The 2,791-nt window shown below is 66.5% G+C and carries 3 protein-coding genes; all 3 read right to left on the bottom strand.

Annotated elements, in window-relative coordinates; genetic code table 11:
• On the bottom strand, positions 1-872 hold an 872-nt coding region (locus tag B4A72_RS02975; protein WP_292978068.1), incomplete at its 3' end, for a carboxymuconolactone decarboxylase family protein.
• A gap of 81 nt (positions 873-953) precedes the next feature.
• Positions 954-2,009 carry an NAD(P)-dependent alcohol dehydrogenase gene (locus tag B4A72_RS02970; RefSeq protein ID WP_292978067.1) on the bottom strand — a complete coding sequence of 352 codons (1,056 nt, stop codon included), beginning with the start codon at positions 2,007-2,009 and terminating at the stop codon, positions 954-956.
• Positions 2,010-2,122: 113 nt separating this feature from the next.
• The coding region (locus B4A72_RS02965; RefSeq protein ID WP_292978066.1) for a LysR substrate-binding domain-containing protein at positions 2,123-2,791 on the bottom strand (669 nt) is incomplete at its 5' end.

The raw sequence follows: 2,791 nt of genomic DNA, 5'->3' as shown, positions 1-2,791 counted from the left end.
GTCACGGTCACGACGCCGGTGAAACGATCCGCCGGCCCGCGGGTCGGCTCCTGCCCCGGCCGAAAGGCGATCAGCGGATCGGCCGGCGCATCATCCGCTCCGTCCGCCTTGGCGAGTTGCCCCACCGCCGCCATGGCCTTAGGCCAGCCGGCATAGAAAGCGAGATGAGTGATCGCTTCGGCCAGTTCGGCGCGCGACAGGCCGTTGCGCTGGGCGAGGCCGAGGTGGAAATCCAGCTGGTCGCTGGCGCCCGTCGCGGCAAGCGCGGCGACGGTGACAAGGCTGCGGTCGCGCGGGCTGAGAGCGGGATTGCGCCACAGATCGGCGAACAGCACGTCGTTGGTCAGATCGACGAGCGCGGGCGCCGTACCCGCCAGCGCCGCCTTCACCGCCGCCGCGCGCTGCGCGTCATCAGCCGGCGTCGGCAGCAGGCCGCGCGCATCCTTAAGGGTCACCGTGTCGATGCCGCGCGCCTTGAACAGCGCGTCCAGCGGTTCAAGCGCGGCGACCGCGCTCGGCCAGCCGCAATAGAAGGCGAGGTGCGTGACCAGACCCGACAATTGGCGCGGCGTCACCCCATTGTCGAGCGCGCGGCCGGCATGACCCTGCAACGGCCCCGTCCGACCGGTGGCGATCAGTGTCGTGACCGTCACCAGGCTGCGGTCGCGCTTGGCGAGGCCAGGCCGCTCCCACACCGTGCCGAACAGCACGTCGTCGGTATAGCGCGCGAGGTCGGGCGCGACCTTCTGCATGACGGGCGGCGCGACGGACGCCCTTGGCTGCGCCTGGGCCTGGGCTTGGGCCTGGGTCGACTTCCAGATCAGAAGCGGCAGAAGCGACAAGGCGGCGGCGGCGATGGTCTGTCCTTTCATGTGGTCATCCCTTCCTGCGGCATGGATATTTTCGGGCCGGCGTCTTGCGGCGCCGGCCCGGCTGTTGTCAGGCGCGGGCCCTCAGGCGGTGGGCGCCTCGAGCGAGGCCATGTCGATCACGAAGCGATAGCGCACGTCGCTGCGATCGAGCCGGTCGAAGGCTTCGTTGATCTGGTCCATGCGGATCATCTCGACATCGGGCAGGACATCATGCTGGGCGCAGAAGTCGAGCATGTCCTGCGTTTCCTTGATGCCGCCGATCAAAGACCCCGCGATCCGGCGACGGCCGAAGACGAGCGGCAGGGTCGTGGGCTGGCCGACGGGGCCGATCTGCCCCACCAGCACAAGCGTGCCGTCGATGTCGAGCAGCGGCATGTAGGGATTGATGTCATGGTCGACCGGCACCGTGTCGATGATGAGATCGAAACCGTCCGCCGCCTTCGCCATTGCGTCGGCATCGGACGACAGCAGGAAGGCATGCGCACCCAGTTCGGCGGCATCCTGTTCCTTGTCGGGGGTGCGGCTGATCATCGTGACATGCGCGCCCATGGCCGCTGCGATCTTGACCGCCATGTGGCCAAGGCCGCCCAGGCCCACCACGCCCACCCGGCTGCCCTGCTTCACGCCCCAGGTGCGAAGCGGCGAATAGGTGGTGATGCCCGCGCACAGAAGCGGCGCCGCCTTGGCCACGTCCAGGCCTTCGGGCATCTTGAGCACGAATTCCTCGCGCGACACCAGATATTTGGCATAGCCGCCCCGCGTCAGCTCGCCATCGATGCGGTCGGGGGAATTATAGCTGTCGGTGCGGCCGTTGCGGCAATATTGTTCTTCGCCATGGTCGCACTGGTCACACTGCTGGCAGCTGTCGACCATGCAACCGACCGCGACGATGTCGCCCACCTTGCGACGCGTGACGTCGGGACCGGTCTCGATCACGCGGCCGACGATTTCATGTCCCGGCACCACGGGATAGATGGTGCCGCCCCAGTCGTTGCGGGCCATGTGCAGATCGGAATGGCACACGCCGCAATAGAGCACCTCGAACGCCACATCATTGGCGCGCAGGGCGCGATAGTCGAATTCGAAGGGGGCAAGGTCCGAATGGGCGTCGCGGGCGGCGTAGGCAATGGTCTTCATCGAAGCTCCTGTCAGGCTTTTTGCTGCGTTGCGGCAAAGATAGTCCGTCGGGAGGACGAGGATTAGCTGGTCAATCGCGTATGGACCAATGAACCCTGTTCATGAAACCCTTTTCAAGCGCCGCGATAGCGCAGCGCCTCGATCAGCAGGGCGAAAGCGGTCTTGGGCTGACGCCGGCTGGGATAATAGAGATGATAGCCCGGAAAAGGCGGACACCAATCGTCCAGCACGCGCTCCAATCGTCCGGCGGCAACATGGTCGGCGACATGATCCTGGGGCACGAAGGCGATGCCGACGCCTTCGATCGCCGACTGGATGATCAGCTCGACATTGTTGGTGATGAATTGCCCCTCCACCCGGGCATTGAGCGCCCGGCCGTCCTTCTCGAACTCCCAGGCATAGAGGCCGCCCGCGGTGGTGAAGCGCAGGTTGATGCATATGTGATCGGCCAGGTCCTGCGGCTGGGTCGGCCTGCCATGGGCGCGGAAATAGTCCGGCGTGGCGACGGCGGCCATGCGCAGTTCCGGGCCGATGCGCACGGCGATCATGTCGCGCGCGACCTGCTCGCCCAGGCGCACGCCCGCGTCGAACCGGTCCGCCACGATGTCGCGCATGCCCGAATCGATGCTGAGTTCCACGCTGATGTCGGGATAGTCGCGCATCAGCTTCGCGACCGCCGGCCACACAATCGAAGTCGCGGCATGGAGCGGCAGGGTCAACCGGATGGTCCCGGCCGGCCGTTCGCGCAGCTCGCCCAGGACGTCGAGATGATCCTCGATCTG

The organism is Paracoccus sp. UBA5162, from assembly GCF_002413585.1.
Classification (GTDB): Bacteria; Pseudomonadota; Alphaproteobacteria; order Rhodobacterales; family Rhodobacteraceae; genus Paracoccus.
This window is presented reverse-complemented; position numbering and strand designations above follow the sequence as displayed.

Bases quoted from the DNA above. Each gene is read 5' to 3' on its own strand.
- B4A72_RS02970 (WP_292978067.1), bottom strand. From the start codon at position 2,009: ATGAAGACCATTGCCTACGCCGCCCGCGACGCCCATTCGGACCTTGCC.